At 42.3% G+C, this 16,231-nt stretch carries 18 protein-coding genes and 1 pseudogene; 7 read left to right on the forward strand and 12 right to left on the reverse strand.

Annotated elements, in window-relative coordinates:
• Positions 1–108: 108 nt before the first annotated feature.
• Both DSM107010_RS19320 and DSM107010_RS19325 read right to left on the reverse strand, forming a co-directional pair.
• Entirely contained in the window at positions 109–813 is a 705-nt protein-coding gene (locus DSM107010_RS19320; RefSeq protein WP_106166367.1) for a rhomboid family intramembrane serine protease, read from the reverse strand.
• A gap of 261 nt (positions 814–1,074) precedes the next feature.
• Entirely contained in the window at positions 1,075–2,472 is a 1,398-nt protein-coding gene (locus tag DSM107010_RS19325) for an amidohydrolase (protein ID WP_015156862.1), read from the reverse strand.
• A 196-nt stretch (positions 2,473–2,668) separates the two neighbouring features.
• Between DSM107010_RS19325 and DSM107010_RS19330 the strand changes: the two genes are divergently transcribed.
• The 3 genes and pseudogenes from DSM107010_RS19330 to DSM107010_RS41395 all read left to right on the forward strand — a co-directional run bounded on the left by DSM107010_RS19330 (position 2,669) and on the right by DSM107010_RS41395 (position 5,599).
• Entirely contained in the window at positions 2,669–3,454 is a 786-nt protein-coding gene (locus DSM107010_RS19330) for a cysteine hydrolase family protein (RefSeq protein WP_015156863.1), read from the forward strand.
• A 55-nt stretch (positions 3,455–3,509) separates the two neighbouring features.
• Entirely contained in the window at positions 3,510–3,965 is a 456-nt protein-coding gene (locus DSM107010_RS19335) for a cupin domain-containing protein (RefSeq protein ID WP_015156864.1), read from the forward strand.
• Positions 3,959–5,599: pseudogene (locus tag DSM107010_RS41395) on the forward strand (CocE/NonD family hydrolase). Before DSM107010_RS19335 ends, DSM107010_RS41395 begins: the two are co-directional and overlap by 7 nt.
• A 247-nt stretch (positions 5,600–5,846) precedes the next feature.
• Here the strand turns inward: DSM107010_RS41395 and DSM107010_RS19345 are convergent.
• Entirely contained in the window at positions 5,847–6,101 is a 255-nt protein-coding gene (locus tag DSM107010_RS19345; protein WP_015156867.1) for a hypothetical protein, read from the reverse strand.
• Between the two features lie 275 nt (positions 6,102–6,376).
• Here DSM107010_RS19345 and DSM107010_RS19350 point away from each other — a divergent pair, with 275 nt between their 5' ends.
• From DSM107010_RS19350 to DSM107010_RS19360, 3 genes are all read left to right on the forward strand, one after another.
• Positions 6,377–7,858: an aminotransferase-like domain-containing protein gene (locus DSM107010_RS19350; RefSeq protein ID WP_015156868.1), complete on the forward strand. Its 1,482-nt coding sequence runs from the start codon at positions 6,377–6,379 to the stop codon at positions 7,856–7,858.
• A 109-nt stretch (positions 7,859–7,967) separates the two neighbouring features.
• Positions 7,968–8,504, forward strand: a complete 537-nt coding sequence (locus tag DSM107010_RS19355) for a GNAT family N-acetyltransferase (RefSeq protein ID WP_106166369.1) — start codon at positions 7,968–7,970, stop codon at positions 8,502–8,504.
• Positions 8,505–8,608: 104 nt separating this feature from the next.
• Positions 8,609–9,337, forward strand: a complete 729-nt coding sequence (locus DSM107010_RS19360; RefSeq protein ID WP_106166370.1) for a pyridoxine 5'-phosphate synthase — start codon at positions 8,609–8,611, stop codon at positions 9,335–9,337.
• An 18-nt stretch (positions 9,338–9,355) separates the two neighbouring features.
• Here DSM107010_RS19360 and DSM107010_RS19365 read toward each other — a convergent pair whose 3' ends face one another.
• On the reverse strand, positions 9,356–9,700 hold the full coding sequence (locus DSM107010_RS19365; RefSeq protein WP_015156871.1) for a hypothetical protein: 345 nt from the start codon (positions 9,698–9,700) through the stop codon (positions 9,356–9,358).
• 498 nt (positions 9,701–10,198) lie between these two features.
• On the opposite strand from DSM107010_RS19365, the gene DSM107010_RS19370 reads away from it, so the two are divergent.
• Positions 10,199–10,360 (forward strand): molybdenum-pterin-binding domain-containing protein, encoded by a 162-nt coding sequence (locus DSM107010_RS19370; protein ID WP_071925454.1) that lies wholly within the window; start codon positions 10,199–10,201, stop codon positions 10,358–10,360.
• Positions 10,361–10,387: 27 nt separating this feature from the next.
• Here DSM107010_RS19370 and DSM107010_RS19375 read toward each other — a convergent pair whose 3' ends face one another.
• The 8 genes from DSM107010_RS19375 to DSM107010_RS19410 all read right to left on the reverse strand — a co-directional run bounded on the left by DSM107010_RS19375 (position 10,388) and on the right by DSM107010_RS19410 (position 16,219).
• Positions 10,388–10,651 carry a hypothetical protein gene (locus DSM107010_RS19375; RefSeq protein ID WP_015156872.1) on the reverse strand — a complete coding sequence of 88 codons (264 nt, stop codon included), beginning with the start codon at positions 10,649–10,651 and terminating at the stop codon, positions 10,388–10,390.
• 497 nt (positions 10,652–11,148) lie between these two features.
• On the reverse strand, positions 11,149–12,114 hold the full coding sequence (locus tag DSM107010_RS19380) for a queuosine 5'-phosphate N-glycosylase/hydrolase (protein ID WP_106166371.1): 966 nt from the start codon (positions 12,112–12,114) through the stop codon (positions 11,149–11,151).
• 70 nt (positions 12,115–12,184) lie between these two features.
• A complete protein-coding gene (locus DSM107010_RS19385; RefSeq protein ID WP_015156874.1) occupies positions 12,185–12,562 on the reverse strand; it encodes a DUF952 domain-containing protein in 378 nt (125 codons plus the stop codon).
• Between the two features lie 212 nt (positions 12,563–12,774).
• Positions 12,775–13,596, reverse strand: a complete 822-nt coding sequence (locus DSM107010_RS19390) for a tetratricopeptide repeat protein (RefSeq protein ID WP_106166372.1) — start codon at positions 13,594–13,596, stop codon at positions 12,775–12,777.
• A gap of 126 nt (positions 13,597–13,722) precedes the next feature.
• The gene (locus tag DSM107010_RS19395) at positions 13,723–14,181 is read right to left on the reverse strand and encodes a DoxX family protein (protein ID WP_015156876.1); all 459 of its coding nucleotides are present in this window, start codon (positions 14,179–14,181) and stop codon (positions 13,723–13,725) included.
• 148 nt (positions 14,182–14,329) lie between these two features.
• Positions 14,330–15,004 (reverse strand): PD-(D/E)XK nuclease family protein, encoded by a 675-nt coding sequence (locus DSM107010_RS19400; RefSeq protein WP_106166373.1) that lies wholly within the window; start codon positions 15,002–15,004, stop codon positions 14,330–14,332.
• 59 nt (positions 15,005–15,063) lie between these two features.
• Positions 15,064–15,459, reverse strand: coding sequence for a nuclear transport factor 2 family protein (locus DSM107010_RS19405; RefSeq protein WP_106166374.1), 396 nt, complete (start codon positions 15,457–15,459; stop codon positions 15,064–15,066).
• A gap of 316 nt (positions 15,460–15,775) precedes the next feature.
• Positions 15,776–16,219, reverse strand: a complete 444-nt coding sequence (locus DSM107010_RS19410; protein WP_106166375.1) for an Hsp20/alpha crystallin family protein — start codon at positions 16,217–16,219, stop codon at positions 15,776–15,778.
• Positions 16,220–16,231: the final 12 nt, after the last annotated feature.

Here is a 16,231-nt window from a genome sequence, read left to right on the forward strand (position 1 = left end):
TGGGGGTCGCCCCACGGGACAATAGCTCCGCGCCAGGTCGATTTTTCAATCGAAGCCTCTCTAGGAATAGAGGGGCTTTTGCTATTTATCTATAGATATTTTTTATAACTACTTATATTTTAGAGAGCGCATCAAAATTATACCAATAATCAATCCAATCCCATGCATCCAATAGCTAAGATTAGAAGGATTTATACTGCTATGAATGCTTAAATTACCAAAACCATAAAATAGCTGTTGAATAAACCACCAATACAAATAAAAGGATGCTGGTATTTTCAGGGGAATAAATATAATTAGTAAGGGTAATATAGTATCAATTTTAGTTTTAGGAAACTTGTAGAGATAAGCTCCTAAAACTCCCACAGTCGCACCATTCGAGCCAATTAAAGGTAAGTTGAGTGTAGGCTCAACTAAAATCTGCAATCCAAAGGTTAAAACGCCACACAGTAAATAAAAATATAAAAACTTGAGATGTCCTAATAAGTTCTCTAAAGTTTTGCCAAATACTAATAAAAATAGTGAATTACCGATTAAATGGCTGAAACTACTATGCAAGAATAGTCCTTGAACTAGGGACAACTGAAGTAAAAGCCAAGCTATCCAAGCAGCAGGATTCAAGGTAGTAAAAGCTGCTGTCGTGACATAAAATATTTTTGTTGGAGTCACTCCCCAACTATTAATGATATAGCTTAGTTCTCCTTTAACATCGAGTTTCCATTCCCAGATAAATAAAACAATATTTATACCTATTATTAAATAGACAACAACTGGTTGCCTACCGCTAGGAATGCGATTGCTAATTGGAATCATAGTAGTTGGGGTAAAAACTCATTCTTTTGTCAGACATCGATTGGGCAGACAGAGGGCAGAATAGACGTAAATACTAGAATAGGAAAAAGGTATCGTCAGCATACATTGCCGAAGTAGAGAAACACGCACTGCGCTCACAGTGACATGGAGAAATGACAGAAAAGTTAGGTAAATTTGTTCGATTTGAAGAGAATGAGAGCGATCGCGCAGGTCGATCGAAGAATATGATTTAATAGAATTTTTTTCTTTCTCATTTTTAACTTATAATCCCATCACCGCACGATAGCGAACCTCAATATCTGTCACAGTTTTAGATTGGCGCTGGCTACTCCATTGGCTGCGATGAAATAGTTTTTGTCGTAGTTCGTCAATATCAATAGTTGTTAACTTCCCACCACTCACAATTTGTTTGCCATTTACCCAGACACTATCAACAACCTGAGTTGGACGACCTAATATTAGTAAACCAATTGGATCGGTACGAGGTAGGAGCGATAAATTAGTCAAATTATAAACTACTAGATCGGCTTTTTTTCCTACTGTTAAGGTTCCTATTGTATCTGAAACATTTAGTCCTTTTGCCCCGCCGCAAGATGCCATTTCTACTGCTTGACGGGGTGTAATCCAGTGACGATAATCTGGATCGGTAACAGTGTGTAGAATTGAACCAATTTTGATTGCTTCTAGCAAATCTTGCGAATCGTTACTCGCAGAACCATCGCAACCAAAACTCACGTTTATTCCTGCTTGACGGTATTTTAAAATAGGGGCGATGCCGCTACCTAAACGTAGGTTACTTAAGGGATTGTGAACTACAGTTGATTTCGTTTTGGCAAGGATAGCAATGTCGTCGTCATCCAACCATACACAATGGGCTAAAGAAGTGCGATCGTTCAAATAGCCAATTTGTTTTAAGTGTTCTACAGCACTGCAATCGTACTTTTCTCGTGCTAATTTTTGCTGGGCTTTGGTTTCGAGTAAGTGAGAATGACGACAGAGATTGTAGCGATCGCTCAATTCAATACACCCTGTAAATAAAGCATCAGAACATAGTTGAATTCCTGTAGGGGCGACGAGTAGATTAATTCCTTCCTCTGGGCGGTGGAATTGAGTCACAACGTCCTTCATCATTGCCAATATCTCATTTGTAGAACGAAAGAAAGCTTCTTTTTCTACTTCCTTCCCTCCAGTTGGTATTCCCGCAGTCAAAGCTTCATCTTGAATTAGGGGCGCAACGAAAGCCCGAATGCCAATTTCACGATAAGCCCTCACTGCCGCTGCTACAGTTTCAATTTCCTTTCCTGGGATCAAAACTAAGTGATCGACAACGCTAGTCCCTCCTGAAAGTAGGGTTTCCACTGCCGTACCCAAAGCACTGAGATAGACTTGTTCGGGATCGAGGGGGGCAAAATCGTACAGTTCGGCAAGCCACAACTCTAAAGGTACGGGAGGAATCATCCCCCGTTGCCACATTTCAGAAGAATGCGTGTGAGCGTTAAAAAAACCAGGTAGGAGTAACTTATTTTTACCATCGATCGCCGTGCCGTTTATAGGTAATTGGGGAGCAATAGCAGCAATGCGATCGTTTTCTATCTGCACGTCTACTGTTGTGTAACCGTCTTCAACCGGAATTAAGGCTTGTTGAATCGTATAACTCACAAACTTATCCTTAAATATCAACAAATATAAAATCTTGTTATTTAGTGTGACACCAATTCTGTAAAAAAGATTTCTACTCAGAGTACAAAGTCACTGAATAATAATCTTGCATATAGAGGCGTGCGATGCATCGATCGAACCGCATCTGGACAAACATTTATGCACGCCGACTCCCGACTCCCAACTCCCCTCTAATATGAACCACCTAACAACTCTAGGAATACCACCCAACGCCTGGGCAGTCAATGAAGCGATCGCAGATATCACTCGTCCGCCTCTAGACACAAAAATTATTACCCTACTAACTCAAACCAAAACTCTACGCCTCGACTTGGCAAAGTCTGCCATTCTAGTTATAGATATGCAAAATGATTTCTGTCATCCCGATGGCTGGCTGGCACATATTGGCGTGGATGTGACTCCCGCCCGCAGCCCGATTTCACCGCTAAAATCTTTACTGCCAGTTTTGCGGCAAATTGATGTCCCTGTCCTCTGGATCAACTGGGGCAATCGTGCCGATTTAGTTAATATTAGTGCTGGTTCGCGCCACGTTTACAACCCCACAGGTACGGGAGTCGGGTTAGGCGACCCTCTCCCTACCAACGGTGCTAAGGTACTAACGGCTGGAAGTTGGGCGGCGGCGGTAGTAGATGAGTTAGAACAACTTCCCCAAGATATCCGCGTCGATAAGTACCGCATGAGTGGTTTTTGGGATACTCCCTTAGATAGTATTTTGCGTAATTTGGGCAGAACGACGCTATTTTTTGCAGGCGTAAATGTCGATCAATGCGTCATGGCAACATTACAAGATGCTAATTTTTTAGGCTACGACTGCGTGTTAGTCGAAGACTGTACCGCTACCACATCCCCAGAATATTGCTGGCTGGCAACTTTATACAACGTTAAGCAATGCTTTGGTTTTGTCACCGATTCCCAAGCTATCGTGGAAGCAATTAAAGATACAGTGACTAGTGACCAATGACCAGTTATCAGTTACGTCTCGCCTCTTGCCTATTACCAACTACTAATTACCACGTATGAATACAAATCGTTGTGTAATTCCCGTTATTAAGTCTCCCCAAGACTACCAAGCCTTTCGGATTAGCCCTCAAGATACCAACAGATTGGCGCTTGTCTTTGACACGGCAACTGCTAACAAGTCACTGACGATGTGTGTAGAAATTTTTGATGTGGATGGCAAGACTCCTCCTAATCGACACCGACGGGCAGTAGAAATGTTTTTTATCCTCAAAGGCGAAGGACGAGCAATGTGTGATGGGAAAACGGTTTCTATCCAAGCCGGAGATAGCATTTTAGTCCCTGCTACGGGAACTCATATCATAGAAAATACTGGTTCGACTCGGTTGTATGCCCTGTGTATCATGGTTCCAAACGAAGACTTTGCCGAACTAATCCGTAGCGGTACGCCTGTAGAGCTGGATGAGGAGGATATTTCCGTGTTGCGTCGCTTACCTGCACCAGTTTTATGTTAGCAGTGCGCCCGAAAAAAACTGTTTCGATGCTGACGCGCGATCGCGTGCGGTTGGATGCAGATGTCTACTATCCTGATGCTGAAGGTGAATTTCCCGTATTATTAATGCGTCAACCCTATGGTAGAGCGATCGCGTCTACTGTAGTCTATGCCCATCCAACTTGGTATGCTGCCCGTGGATATATTGTCGTAATCCAAGACGTGCGAGGGCGAGGCACATCAGAGGGAGAATTTAAGTTATTTGTCCATGAAATTGAAGATGGTGAAGATACGGTAAATTGGGCAGCAAATTTACCTGGTAGTAATGGCAAAGTTGGGATGTATGGCTTTTCTTATCAGGGAATGACGCAGTTGTATGCTGCTGCTGCCAAGCCTCCTGCTTTAAAAACAATTTGCCCGGCGATGGTTGCCTATAACCTTTACAGCGACTGGGTATACGAGGGTGGGGCTTTTTGCTTGCAAACGAATTTGGGCTGGGCAATTCAACTCGCTGCCGAATCCGCCAGGATACAGGGTGATGTTGCGGCACATTACACTCTCTACGCTGCGGCTCAAGATATATCTGTCTACGATCGCGTTCCTAGCTTAAACGAGTGCCTGCGTAAATTCGCGCCTAATGCCTTTTATCACGGGTGATTGGAACATTCTCAAGATGATGACTACTGGCAGGAAATTTCGCCTCAGTGCTACTTGCAACATGTCGATCTACCGATGTTTCATATTGGCGGCTGGTTTGATACTTACCTGCGCGGGACGCTGCGTTTGTACAAAGATATGGCAGAACGGAGTCAATATCGTCAGCAATTGCTCGTGGGACCTTGGGCGCATTTACCTTGGTCGCGCAAAGTCGGTGCAGTTGATTACGGGCTGGAAGCTGTCAGTCCCGTAGATGAGATGCAAGTTCGTTGGTTCGATCTGTTTTTAAAGGGTTTGGATACAGGCTTAGAAGCAGAGTCACCAATTCGTTGGTTTGAGATGGGAGCTAATATGTGGCACACTTTACCCATAATAAGCAAATCAAACCAGAAATCGTATTTTTTGTCAAGCACTGGATTGGCAAGTATTCGGGAAGACTCAGGGATGCTAAGCGAATCTTGTCCCGAATCCTATGCTTCAGATGTCTTCGTTCACGACCCTTGGCGACCCGTGCCAGCGTTGGGAGGTCATGCAGTCGTACCCGCAGGATCGTTTGAGCGATCGCAAATTGACTGTCGTACCGACGTTTTGACTTATACTACTGCACCCTTAGTGACAGATTTGCATTTGGCGGGGGAAGTGATGGCAGAGATTTGGTGCAGTGCCGATACACCCAGTCATGACTTGTGTGCGGTGGTTTCTGAGGTACACCCGAATGGGAGTGTCTATAACCTGACTCAGGGTTACATTCACGTTCCGTCAGGGCAAGATCGACCTTTAAAAATGTCTCTGCAAGCGACATGTGTGTGTATTAGAAAGGGGAATGCTTTGCGGTTGAGTTTGAGTGCGGCTTGTTTTCCGGCTTATCCGATGAATCCTGGTACGGGTTCGCCTTTGGGTAGCACGCGGTTGATGGATGCTCAAGTTGTGACTTTGAGGGTTGAGTGTGGTGGCGATCGCGCTTCTAGGTTGTTGTTGCCAGTTGTGGATCTTGGTTGAAATGTCACGCAAAGACGCAAAGACGCAAAGTAAGGGCGCAAAAGGTATTTTGGTTGTGATGCAAGGTTGTTAAAACCAAAGTCGTGTTTTTTGCATTTCTATTGTTACTTCTGGTTCAATATCCGTACTCCCAAGGTAGCGGGTTGGGGGAGAAATGGGGCGATTTTTTGCATTGGTTGATAGCCATGATGCTGCTACTAAACAGATGTGGACAATTGAGTAAGTAATGATGAGTTCCATGTTTCGTTTAGTCAGAGTGGTAGTAGCGTTGCTCGATCCAAATTCGCATTTCTGCCTCGGAACTGAGACTAGTAGATTTACGGGTTTTTGGATCGAATGCTTGCCAGTAAGCGTTACCATTACGGTCTTTTTTGCGCCAAACTTGTAATTCATGACTGCGAGTTAAAGCCTGAATTAATTTTTCAATAATTGCCTTGAAACTCTCAATGAGCAATAAAGATATTTTTGTTTTTTGCGTAGGTAAAACTGAAGTTTTCATCATAATAAACCTGGCGATCGTATTTATTTGCAGCAAAATTTACGGGCAATTTTCTATATTTTTGCCTTTTGACTTTTGCCTTTCGACTTGCTTACATATAGTTTTATCCACACCCGTTAAATCTGATAAGGTACGGATTCAGATATTTTTAATAGAACAGTTGACTCGATCTAAAACTGTTCTAGGTAAATAAAGTCAAAGTGTACCATCACAGATTCAGATGAATCATTTATCATATTCAAACAGGCTGAATTCTCATCTTTAAAAAGGATTGCATTGTGAGAATTCCTATTGAAAGACACTCATCTACGGCTGTTTATCTCCAGATCTGCGATCGCATCCGTCATTTGATTGAAACTGGTGCATTGCGATCGGGGGATAAACTTCCTTCCATTCGCACCTTGTCTGCTAGTACGCGGGTAAATAAGCTTACCGTCATCGAGGCTTACAATGTCTTGGCAGCAGAAGGACTGGTAGAAGCCCGTCAAGGATCTGGCTACTTTGTCTGTCCGGCAAAAATCGATCGCGTCGAGTCAAAGCACCAATTTGCGCCACCCCAAGACACGATTGTTCTAGAACAACCCCCCCTACCACCACGAATTGAAGAATTCCAGGGCGGTTCGTCTTTCAATCTCTACATGAAATCGGTGCAAGCCCGTCAGCAACCAGGGACGATCGATCTTAGTAGCGGTTTTTCTTTAGCTTCTGGATTGGACGATTTACCGCGTGTTGCCCGACGCGCTGTGAAGCAAATATCGGGTAGTTTATTTAACTACGACTTACCTCAAGGACAGTTCGTACTACGGCAACAAATTGCGCGGCTATTGGTACAGCAGCACGGTTTAAATGTTACGGCAGACAATTTAATTATTACTAACGGTTCCAAACAAGGAATATTGTTAGCCGTACATCACTATGTCAAACCTGGTGATTGGGTGTTGGTTGAAAGCCCCACCTGGTACGGTATGCTATCCCTGCTGTACAACATGGGTGCAAGGGTCATTGGTATACCAATGACACCCGAAGGTATAAATTTGGAGTTGTTGGAAAAAAATCTTTATACTTACCGTCCCAAGCTGATTTTTACCGTTAGCACTTTACACAATCCTACAGGTCTTACCACTTCCTTAGATCATCGCCGTCAATTGTTGGCATTAGCCGAAAAATATGATTGTGTCGTACTAGAAGATAATGCTTATGAAGGACTGAATTTTGAACCCGTGCCAGTGCCAATTAAAGCATTAGATACAAGCGATCGCGTCATCTACGCTGGTACGTTTTCTAAAACCATCATGCCAGGTATCCGCGTCGGCTATCTCGTTGTCACTGGAGAAGATTATCAGCCTTTGGTAGAGCGTAAATTGCACTACGATATCCACGTATCTACAGTTTCCCAAGCTATTGTCAGCGAGTATTTAGCATCTGGACATTATCGCCACCATTTAGCACATTTGCAAGCCGTCCATCTGCAAAGTCGCAATGCCATGCTAAATGCCATGCAGCGTCACTATCCTCCTGCTACTTATTGGACGATTCCCAAAGGTGGAACCTTCTTGTGGGTGCAAATGCCTGCCCACTTACCACTAGCAGAAATTTGTCAAAAAGCGTTAGCTAGAGGTGTATTCGTTGCCGAAGGAACGCCATTTTTCCCAGGCGGACAGCAAAGCTATCCTGCTTTGCGTTTGAATTTTACCCTTTTACCAGAACAAATCGAGCAAGGGATCGCCATTCTAGGAGAAATCTTGCAGAAGTACGTTTAGTCAAAATCAAATGTAGAATGGGCAATCCCCACCTTACTAAAAATCGTCAGCAAGACAAATAAAACGTACTATCAAGCTGTTGTAGAATTAGAATGAGATTATTAGCTCAATGTTAGAATCTACTTCACCTAATTTCTCAGACGAATTATCAAATATTCAGAATATTCAAATTATTACCTACCAGTCTCAGTATCAAGCAGCAATTATCAAGCTCATTTTAAACATTCAACAACAAGAGTTTGGCTTGCCAATTACTCTTAAAGATCAACGCGACTTACTAGACATTCCAAACTTCTACCAACAAGGTAACGATAACTTTTGGATTGCCTTATACCGAGAAAAAGTTATTGGTACGATCGCAGCTATTGATATGGGCGATCGTCAATTAGCTTTAAGAAAAATGTTTGTCGATCCTAACTATCGCGGCAAGCACATCGGGGTTGGTCAAAATTTATTGCATACGTTGCTAAATTGGGCGCAAAATAAAAATATCTGCGATATTTATTTAGGAACAGTTGATGTTTTTCAAGCTGCTCATCGTTTCTATGAGAAAAATGGTTTTACAGCAATTAGTAGAAAGCAATTACCCGTAACTTTCCCTACAATGGCAGGCGATACAACCTTTTATCAATTGAAGCTAAAGTAATAATTTTTTTTCAGAATCTTCTTTGTGCTTTTCTTCGCGTCTTTGCGCCTCCGCGTGACATTATTTTGCTATAAGTTTATTGAAGCGATCGCGAGTAGAATTAGATGACAAATCTCAGCGTTAATTTGAATAAGGTTGCTTTGTTGAGAAATACTCGAAATCTTGGCATACCAAGTGTTGTAAACGCAGCACAAATTTGCATTGATGCAGGCGCAAGTGGAATTACCGTTCATCCTCGTCCCGACGAACGACATATCAAACCTTCAGATGTTTATGAGTTAGCAGAGATGTTATCAGTTGAGTTCAACATTGAAGGGAATCCTTTTCAACCTCCATTTATGGAGATAGTTCGTCGAGTAAACCCAACTCAATGCACTCTGGTTCCAGATGCACCAAATACATTCACTTCAGATTGCGGGTGGGATTTGGTGCGAGATGGGGAAAAGCTGATACCAATTATCAACGAATTAAAATCTTTAGGAATTCGCGTCAGTTTGTTTATGGATACCGATCCAAATCAAATTCAAATTGCTAAAAAGATTGGTAGCGATCGCATTGAATTATATACAGAACCTTATGCTACAGCATTTCGTCATGGTAATGTAGAATCAGTTTTTCAACAATATGCTGCTGCCGCTAGACAAGCTCAGGCGATCGGTTTAGGTGTCAATGCCGGACACGATTTGAACCTACAAAACTTGGCAAAATTCTGCTCAATTCCCAATATACTTGAAGTCTCAATCGGTCATGCTCTGATAGCAGATGCATTGGACATGGGACTATCAACAGCAGTAAAAGAATATCTGAAAGTGCTGCCAGAGTCAAAAATTTGAAAAAGTCAGACATCGGTTTTACCGATGTCTGACTTTTTGTCGTTGAACAAATCTATCTTTCGAGCTATTAAACTTGGTCACGCTTTCTGCAAAAATAGCTTGATTTTCCAAAAATCTAGCTCGATTTGCCTCTTTCATAGCTAACAAGTGGCATTTTTCTTCCGCCAGTTCTAATACAGTTATTCTCCTGCTGGGGAAGTTACTAACAGTTTCCTTGGCAAATACTTCTGATTCAATTTCTAATTCACTCAAATCACTATCATTTATTGCCTCAATTCCCAACGCTTGCTGTACGATCGCTAAATTCTTCTGAATGACTTCTCCAATTGCTTTAATTTTTGTTAAGTCTATATCTTCTGGCATAGCGCACCCCATAACTTGACCAGATTTTGTCCGTTCAACTTGTTAATACTCTTTGCTAAAACTACTAAACCATAAACCTAATACTATTGTTTGTTCGCTGACAGACAAGTTAATCTATCTAGCCACAGAGATTTACATACAGCTTTAGAGCGAATTCTAATCGTTACCAAAGCTTTTTTTCACTGTGTTAAATAATACTTCGTTTAAATTCTTACAGGCGCACCAGGAGCGAGGAGCCAGGCTAATCAGATCTAGATTGCGAATAAAATTGACCAACAAATGCTAAGTATGCTGCCAAAGCATAGATTGCCCAGCGTAAGCCCTGGCTCTCGTTCGAGGCAGGTTGGTTGATACTAGTACCAATTACCATCTAATTTTTCACAATTGCGGCACAGAATCAGTCTCTTGCGATACCGCTATTTGTTAAACGCACAAGATATCGTGCTAGTCTATACAGAAGCTCGTTGTGGGTTTTAATGTTACTTCAACTGTAGACAAGTGGCTAAGGATTCAAAGCAGTGGATCACCTTCAAAGTTTCGGAGCTAGAAATGCAAGCGCTCGAAACATATTGTCATCAAACTCAGAGAACAAAAACTGACTTGCTGCGGGCAATGATCCGCAAGCTACCTACATATTCTGAGGACAGTCAAACCGAGTGATTTATGGCGACGCGCCTATTTCACTCCCTAAGCGGCGTGCCAATGAGTTTTGGCTAGCCTGTCATACTTCACCATTAATTCCGCTAGCTGAGTAATTTCCGCACAATCAGCATCCTCGGTGACATCGTTATACAAACAGTAGTAACATTCATCGCCATAGGCTATTTGCATCGTCCAGTCACCCCTGCTGACACTATAGATAACCGCACCAGTTTCTTCATCGTAATCGTCATATAGAAAACCATTGTTAGCCAAAAACTGCTCTAACGCGGCTATTTGAATTGGTGTCATGTTGCTGCTGCGCTCCAATTCCGAGTTTATACTCAAGAACTTATAACTATTAACCTACAGGTGAATTCCAGAGACGGCAATTCTCGATCTAGTTAGAGACACACACCCCATAATCAGTCACTCACATCACTAGCCATGTTCAGAAGAATTATTCTGCTAGCTGTCTAGCGACATAGTTTTATTCTTTTAGATAAATTTGAACTATATGTTAAACCACTACTAAGAACAAGATACATTAAGATACGCTATAAGTGCTCCCGATTTCGAGCAGTAACGAACATTGTTTACAAGTTCTTTAAATAACAGCGATTAATTGACCATGTTTATGAATTTTAGATTAAATCTTGCGCTCGGTTGTTCGTTTTTGGTAAGAGGCGAGAGGCAAGGGACAGTAGAAAAATAGCCAGTCTTAGGGGCGATCGCTAGCAACTTGCAAATCACAGCCCGTCCTCTAGCGATCGCGATCGAGATTGCTATCACGAGATTGCTATCAATAGTTAATAAAATATCGTGCGGGTTCGGTGACGCGGACGTGCTTTGTATTCAGGTTGCTGTCCGCGATTCCAAAGGAAATAGTCTAATTTTAAGGCAGAAACTTTATGCCCTAAGCGGCGCAACTGTGCGACTATCAACTCCGCAGCGTGAATAGTACAGGCACGGATCTCAATTTCTTCCTCAGTTCCCGCACCAATTAATTCTTCGGCATCGATTTTTGCAGCCAAACTTTGCTCGTATTGTAAAACATTATCGACACGCAAAACGTGAGGAATGAGATTGTCAGCAAAAATTGTCAATCGTGGTAAGTCGTTGAAAAAACCAAAACTTTGATTTCCTAGTGCAATGGATAAATCGGCAGCAGTTAGTTGGGCGCGTTTATAAAATGGAACTTCTACATTGCTATATGTTTGTATATCTTGAAAATGAGGCATTTTTGCCAACAATTCTACTAAACGCTCGGCTGATGAGTCAGCAGCATTGACTAATCCGACAAAATCTCCTTCATAGCGATCGAGTAGATGTCGTCCTAATTCATTCCAAGCTGAGGCAAATAACCCCATCAACTCTCGAATTGGTGGTTTAATGAGATTTTGCTCGAAAATATTCGCACAATCTTCCGGCGTTAGGCGACAAAGTTCTCGCGCTCTAAAAGCTCCACGAGTTTCAAACCGCTCTTTCAAACAGGTGGCAATGGTAAAGTATCCCGAAAGACGAGGACGTTTTTGTAGGTGGGGAAAGTAGCCAGAACCAAAGTTGATCGCATTGAGCGTGAGAATATAAGCGACTATTTCTCGCGGATCGCCAAGATAATGATAGCGGGGATCGAGTTTGGGCGAACTAGCCTGTTCTATGGGCAAAGAAGCAACATAGGCTGGAATACTTGACTCGTCAATGCGGACGTAATTTGCCCTAACAGCAACTTCTTGCGCGGCTGCACGGACTCGATCTAGTATACCTAAACTCATCTCCACTCCCCTAACTTCATAGCATCGGCATCTTACACCAATTAATTACAAGATGCACGGACGGCATTCCTCAAGTAAATCCCACAAGTTGTGGCGGAAATTCAAATTTGCCATTTGCGCCTCGTGCAAACTCGATTACCTTAATTACAGCATCTATGTTGAGCGAACCGTAAATATGAGGATATTGCTCCTCGGGTTCCGATTCTTCATATTTAATCTCAACTAGCACGCGCCGAGAATCGATCCAAAGCACGATTAATTCTTGATGCTGAAAGAAAAACTTATTGGCTACTTTCACAATTTGTGCTGGCGTAGAGCAGTGAATAAACCCTTCAGTATCGAGCGTGTCACCTCGATAGATTCCTTCTCTACGTGCTTGTTCCCATTGCGATCGCTGCGTGATGTGCAAGATAAGTTGTGGAGCAGTCGTATCTGCCTGAACTGACATGAACCTGAGCTGACATTAAATTTACTATCGGCAATATTAATCCCTACTATTTATGATAGTGTTACGCTGAGTCATATTTGGCATTTTTTTATTTTTTAGTAATGTTTTATAGCGATTTTTAATAGAGGATGAGATTTGTTTAAACTGAGCGGGGCGCGGTGTGTGAAAAGAAGTCACTGATTATTGATAAACTGATAACTGATAACTAATTTTTAGTACAAAACAAGAGTTAGTTGCTTGCGATAGCTCTTAGTTAAGGGATGGTCGTCTCCTAGTAAGCCAAAAATCGTTATCATCGCTTTGCGAGCGGCATCATTTTGATACTCGCGATCGCGCTCTACCATTGCTAATAAAATAGATAGTGCTGATTCGTAATCCCCCTTAAGAGTCAATTGAGCTGCTTGCAAATATTGTTGGTCTAAATCTGTTTCTGGTCCCAACTGTGCTGCTTGATGCTGCCATTGCATCAACTCTCGCAGCGTTCGTACTTTAGCATCGTATTCTCGACTACCAGAAGGGACTGCTGCCAGCAATTTTTCTGCCGATTCCAAACTACCAATTCCAATTAAAAACTCTACGGCAGCGATCGCTAATTTGGGATTTTGAGGATAGAGTTCGATCAGTTCGCGGAAGCGTTGCTTAGCTGTTTCAATATTACCAGCAGCGCGATCGAGTTGGATTGCTTCTATTTCGGTATCTAAAGTAGATTTTAAGCCGTATTGAGCTAGTAATTCCCGAATTTGTGCCTCTGGTAGCACGCCGACAAATCCTGGCTGCATTTGTCCTTGGCTAAAAATTTTGACATCGGGAACCCCTTCCACGCGATACGCCTGCGCTAGTTCCGGGTTTTTGTCGATATCGACTTTAGCCAGGGTAAAGTTATATTCTTCTACAAGTTTTTCGAGAATTGGTTTGAGAACCTGACAAGGACCGCACCATTGAGCAAAAAAATCGACTAAAACGAGTTGTTGTTGCGATCGCTCGATAACCTCAGTGGCAAAATTATTTTGATTTGCTTCAATCGATCGTCCCATACGGTTGTCAGTTATCAGTTATCAGTTATCAGTGTACAGACGTTATATGTAACGTCTGTACAAAGTTGTCAGAGAGTAGTTAACTGTCAACCGTTAACCGTTAACCAACAACTATCCATTACCAATTTAATCGCGACTAACTAACTTTTCTGTACCAGAGACAAAACTTTTCGCCCCTGGTTGCGCTTCTGGTTTACGAGTATACCACCATGCCCAAGCAATTAAAACTGCTTGTAACGGCAGCCTCACCCAATACATAATCGGGCTATGTGGAATGCCTTCAATGACAATATCGCTGTGAGTTGCTAAATAAATGTTGGCGGGAAAGACAGCAATAAATAAAATAATCAGCCCCCAAGCCGCAGCAACGCTAATAAAGGGAATTAACAAACCAATGCCGCCCAAAATTTCAAAAAAACCGCTGATATAAACTAGTTCGACGGGATTGGGCAGTTGAGGCGGAACAATCTTAGCGTATTCTAATGGTTTGAGAAAATGAGTCATTCCTACAATAATAATTGCTACAGCCAGAATGCCTCGAAAAATTTCTTTGCGTCGATTGGGCTGACTGGTACTTGAGTTCATAGAAAAGTCAAAAGTCAAAAGTTAAAAGTCAAAATTGTGACGAGCGGTTCTCTTCTGCCAGTTCTAATGATGATATGAGTGGAAATGCTTCTATCTAAAGACGTAATTTCTAAGTCTTCCTACACCTTACACCCCACACCTCACACCCTTATTGCCAATAGGAAGTAACACGCTGTTGCCATTGTTGCCAATAAGATGCGATTGCTTCTGGTTCAAACCAAAAGATTTCTGCTGGCGCTTGAGGAATTGCGACAACAATTAAGGCCCGATTCAACTGAATTCCATAGTCGCGATAATAGTGATTGACTGCACCTAAATAAGCTACTAATTGCAAAGGATAATCAAATAGCCGTTCGAGGGTTCTTTTTGGTCGATCTGCTGTTTTCCATTCACAGACACAAGGTACACCTCGATAACTGGCAACGCAGTCTACAATTCCAGCATATTTCAAATCTGAGTGAAAAACTGCCCCTTCAATTAATCTGACGACATCAATTTCTTCCAAGACTGGTGCGATACTCTCCCAGTAAGGACGGCTGGCTTCAGAACAAGATATATCTTCACCCTGCAAGTAACGCTGAATGTATTTGTGCGTTTGCGTACCGCGACGGCTGGCGGTGGAGGAGATTTGATTTGCAGTTTCTACACCAACACGCTGTTTCCAGTTGAATAGTCTATCTCGATCTGCTTGAGGTTTTGTAGCGTTGAGGATGGTAGAGACGCTAGGAAGGCGATCGCCATTTGTACTTAAGTAATATTGCTTGCCATTCTCGCGCACGGATTTGGCATGAATGCTAGGTAACAGCTGAATCTCAGATGGCATGAGTTAGATTATTTGCAGATCGATGCTGTTTCATTTTAATCGCCTTAATCGCTTTTCAATTATCTCTGTGCTTGCTTTGCACCTGTAGGCAGAAATACGGCTGAATCGTAGTAGGTGCGGAAGGCTTGTACTAATCCATTGTCAATTTCAATAATGCTGACACCTCGATAATGTACGTCTTCACCATTGGATAAAGTCCCTTGCGATCGCCACTCCATAACCGCAGTGTTGCTATCTGCGGTGACATGGGTGAAATCAGAGTGGATGCGATCGAACACTGAGAGATACTTTTGCCAAAATCGCCGCACGCCATCCTTTCCCTTGAGTGGTTCTACCATTGCTAGGTTAGTCGCTTCTGCATCCTCGGCAAACATTTCAACTAATGGTTTTACATCGCCACTAGCTTCGATTTGCTGTAGCGTCTGCATGAAGCGATCGGCAATTTCACTCCTCATTTCGCTGAACTCCTATAACTTCCGTTCTAAAATTATTAATTTTTGTCAAGGTAGCTACCTCTATCTGTAGAGACATCAGGAAGTCAAAAGCCAAAAATCAAAAGTCAAAAGTCAAAAGTCAAAAGTCAAAACGACAAATTCTTCCCTTTTTAGGGATGATTAGGGGGAATCGAGATCTCGATGCTTCAATTGCGTAACTCTCGAGCGCAAAAAAACCTAGCTACTGCGTGAAGCTAGGCAAGTTGATTCTGTGATTTTATAGACAGAAAAAAGTGCAATAAGGGAGTAAGAAGAAATTTTCTTACTCCCTTATTGCTTATCCCTCTAAATTAACTTTGACCACTTTATTTTTTTCTGCCGTAGTCTTAGGGAGAGTCAGATTCAAAATTCCATCTTTATATTCTGCGGTAACGTTGGTGTTTTGAATCCGTGCTGGCAAAGGAATGGCACGCTGAAACTTACCGTAGTAAAATTCGCTGCGAGTCTTGCCGTTTTCTTCCTGCTTAGTTTCAGACTTGCGATCGCCACTAACGTAAACAGCAGCTTCTGTAACTTGCACGTCTAAATCTTTCGCTTCCATTCCAGGTACTTCTAGTTTGAGGTAGACGGCATCTTCAGTTTCAGAAATTTCTGCGGCTGGCATTTTAGCGATGTTACCATTCACGACAGAATTAGATGCAAATGAATCTTCAAATAAGCGATCGATATGACGTTGCAGAGTATTCATTTCTTGCCAAGGATTCCAGCGAACTAATACCATAACTACACCTTA

The organism is Chroococcidiopsis cubana SAG 39.79 (genome assembly GCF_003991895.1).
GTDB lineage: Bacteria > Cyanobacteriota > Cyanobacteriia > Cyanobacteriales > Chroococcidiopsidaceae > Chroococcidiopsis > Chroococcidiopsis thermalis.